Source organism: Algoriphagus sp., from assembly GCF_024642405.1.
Classification (GTDB): domain Bacteria; phylum Bacteroidota; class Bacteroidia; order Cytophagales; family Cyclobacteriaceae; genus Algoriphagus.
On sequence record NZ_JAHEBC010000438.1, the window covers coordinates 1 to 2,901 of the forward strand.

Annotated in this window: 3 protein-coding genes and 1 pseudogene; 3 read left to right on the top strand and 1 reads right to left on the bottom strand. The window is 37.5% G+C overall.

Going from position 1 to position 2,901, the window contains the following annotated elements; translation table 11 throughout:
- From Q0L68_RS19010 to Q0L68_RS19020, 3 genes are all read left to right on the top strand, one after another.
- The coding region (locus Q0L68_RS19010; RefSeq protein WP_296705829.1) for a polyprenyl synthetase family protein at positions 1 to 419 on the top strand (419 nt) is incomplete at its 5' end.
- Positions 420 to 486: 67 nt separating this feature from the next.
- Entirely contained in the window at positions 487 to 1,443 is a 957-nt protein-coding gene (locus tag Q0L68_RS19015) for a glycosyltransferase family 2 protein (RefSeq protein ID WP_296705830.1), read from the top strand.
- A complete protein-coding gene (locus tag Q0L68_RS19020; RefSeq protein ID WP_296705831.1) occupies positions 1,436 to 2,242 on the top strand; it encodes a ChbG/HpnK family deacetylase in 807 nt (268 codons plus the stop codon). The genes Q0L68_RS19015 and Q0L68_RS19020 overlap by 8 nt, the downstream gene beginning before the upstream one ends.
- A 116-nt stretch (positions 2,243 to 2,358) precedes the next feature.
- Here Q0L68_RS19020 and Q0L68_RS19025 read toward each other — a convergent pair.
- Positions 2,359 to 2,901 (bottom strand): annotated as a pseudogene (locus Q0L68_RS19025) (threonine synthase); the annotation flags it as partial.

Here is a 2,901-nt window from a genome sequence, read left to right on the forward strand (position 1 = left end):
CAAGTACAGACAGCTCCAAAGAAACGATCGAGCAAATGCGGGAGTTTGGAGAGAAAGTGGGCATGGCTTTCCAGATCAAAGACGACCTGTTTGACTACGGAGACGATGAGATCGGTAAGCCTTTGGGGATTGATATCAAAGAAAAGAAGATGACTTTACCACTAATTTTTGCTCTCCAAAAGGCAGATTGGTTTGAGAAAAAGAAGATAATCAATTTGATCAGGAATCGAAGTGACGATAAGAAAGCCGTAAATCAAGTAATCAACTTTGTCAAGAAAAGTGGTGGATTGGATTACGCCAAAACAATCATGGATAGATTTTATCGGGAAGCATTAGATATCCTAAAAACCTTTCCCGATTCGGACTATAAAACTTCTTTGGAATGCCTAGTTAGCTATACCATAGAAAGAAAGAAATAATAACTATTATTAGTAAGTCTGCAGATTTGATGATCTCCAGCATGCTACGGATTTTGATGAAATTATTATGTCATTAGAAAAGTTATCTATCGTAGTTCCTCTTTATAACGAACAAGACAACATATTCATTCTTGCTGAAGAAATCTATCAAACTGTAATAGGATTGGCAAACCCATGTGAGGTGATTCTTGTCAACGATGGCAGCATGGATAATACATGGCCTAAAATTGAGGAAATATGTAAAAAGTATTCAATTTTTTCAGGAATTGACTTAGGAGGGAATTTTGGTCAATCAATTGCATTAAGGAGCGGTTTGGAACACTCAACCGGTGATATTATAGTCTTTATGGATGGAGATATGCAGCATAAACCTGCTGATATTCCTAGGTTTTTAGAAAAACTTAATGAAGGCTATGATATGGTGGGTGGATCTAAAAAAGAGCGTCCAGAAAATTTCATCCAGAAAAAACTATCGAATATTGCTCACTGGTTGATTTATAAAATCACTAGTGCCAAGATGGAATACTTTGGTGCCACATTTAGAATTTACCGAAGGTTTTTACTCGAAAACACCAACATTCTCAAAGACACCCATCGATTCCTGGGAGCAATTTTGGCAAAAAAAGGAATTCGGTACACCGAAATCCCAATCTCTATTAGAGAGCGTCATTCAGGTAGTAGTCATTACAAAATCACGAAGCTTTTTTCAGTAATCATCGATTTGATGTTCCTGAAATTTGTAGTTACCTACATGAATAAGCCTTTTAGATTATTTGGTGTATTTGGACTGATTGTCTTACTCGCTGGGATATTTCCCCTCACTTATATTTTAGGAGGTGCTTTATTTTTCGATTTCAATGTCAGAATTGATTATCTCGCTGAATTCTTGCTTTCAATTTTCCTTATTTTGGTAGGTATTTTCATGATAAGTTTCGGAATTGTCGCAGAAATTGGGATTTACAACTACTTTTCGGGCGACCATATCAGCCCATATTCCATTCGAAAGAAAACTAGAAATGACTAGTAAAATCCTCATTATCAATGCGGATGATTTTGGGTATGACAGAGATGCTACCGCAGGAATCTTGGAATTATTAGCAGATAAGAAGATTAGTAGCACCACTGTAATGGCTAATTTGGTGAAAGAGAATGAAGTCATCTCACTCAAAAAATTTACCGGGATAGGGACTGGTCTTCACCTCAACCTTATCGAAGGTTCCCCGATTTCGGAGCCAAGGGATATTCCAAGTTTAGTTGGGAAGGAAGGGAAATTTCTTGGAGCAAAAGGCCTCCTTAAAAATGCCATCCTAAATAAAATATCAGAAGAAGAAATCTACCAAGAAGTCAAGGCTCAATTGAAAAAGTTAACTGACTTTGGATTAAATCTAAGCCATGTAGATAGCCATCAGCACGCACATCAATTCCCAATTATTGGCCCAATTATTCTGCGTGCTCTTGCTAAGTTAAAGATTAAAAAAGTCAGAAATTCAATCCCTTTAGGAGCATCAGTAGCTTTCAGATCAGTTTTGCTCCAACTATTCACTAAGCTTTCTCCTGTTGAAAAAAATCAATTTTTGACAACAGATGGACTCATTTCTAATTTTTCATTTGGACAAAAGATTACGCTTGACGGCTTTGAAAAAGCGATCCAATCCTCTTTTGCTCAGGCCAATTCACTGGAATTCATGACTCATCCTGCGCTTGAAAACAAATTAGATTCTTACTTGAAGCGAAAAGAAGAGTTCTTGTTTTGGAAAAAGGAGCCAGTTCAGGAAGTATTGAAATCTAAAGGGATTCGTTTGATCCATTTTGGAGAGCTTTGAAGTAGGATTTATCCACCTCAAAAATAACCCCTTCATAATATCAAAAAACACCATCAAAGAGAAAGGACTTCTAAAAGTATCTAAAATAAAAAGCTCAAAATAGTGGGTTTTTTGCACTAATGGCTTTTAAAGGCCATTAAATACCCCTTAAAATCCGCAAAGTCATTTCCCATCGCTTCCACTTTTTTCTCGCCATCCATAAAAGCAGCTAATCGCTCAGGAAGCTCAAGCTTTGAAGCCAAGGCTTTTTCTACTGTTTCACGAAATTTACCAGGATGAGCTGTCTCTAGAAATACACCTTGGTAATCTGGATTTTCAGCCATAAAATCGGTCAATCCTAAATACCCAACTGCACCGTGCGGATCCAGCGTGTATCCTTTTTTCTTTACTTTTTGAATTGCTGCAATAGTCTCAGCATCCGAATAAAATGCGCCGCTCACTTGAGTTTTCAATCGATTTTCGTCAAAATCATACAAAGCCAAAAGCCTAGGAAAATTACTTGGATTTCCCACATCCATGCTATTCGAGATGGTCTGAACTGACGGCTTTGCGGCAAATTCTTCTCCTCCCAAAAAAGCAGGGACGACTTTATTCTCATTAGTAGCAGCCACAAAATGTGTGATTGGCAAACCCATTTTTTGAGCTAAAATGCCTGCTGC

Bases quoted from the DNA above. Each gene is read 5' to 3' on its own strand.
- Q0L68_RS19015 (WP_296705830.1), top strand. From the start codon at position 487: ATGTCATTAGAAAAGTTATCTATCGTAGTTCCTCTTTATAACGAACAA.
- Q0L68_RS19020 (WP_296705831.1), top strand. From the start codon at position 1,436: ATGACTAGTAAAATCCTCATTATCAATGCGGATGATTTTGGGTATGAC.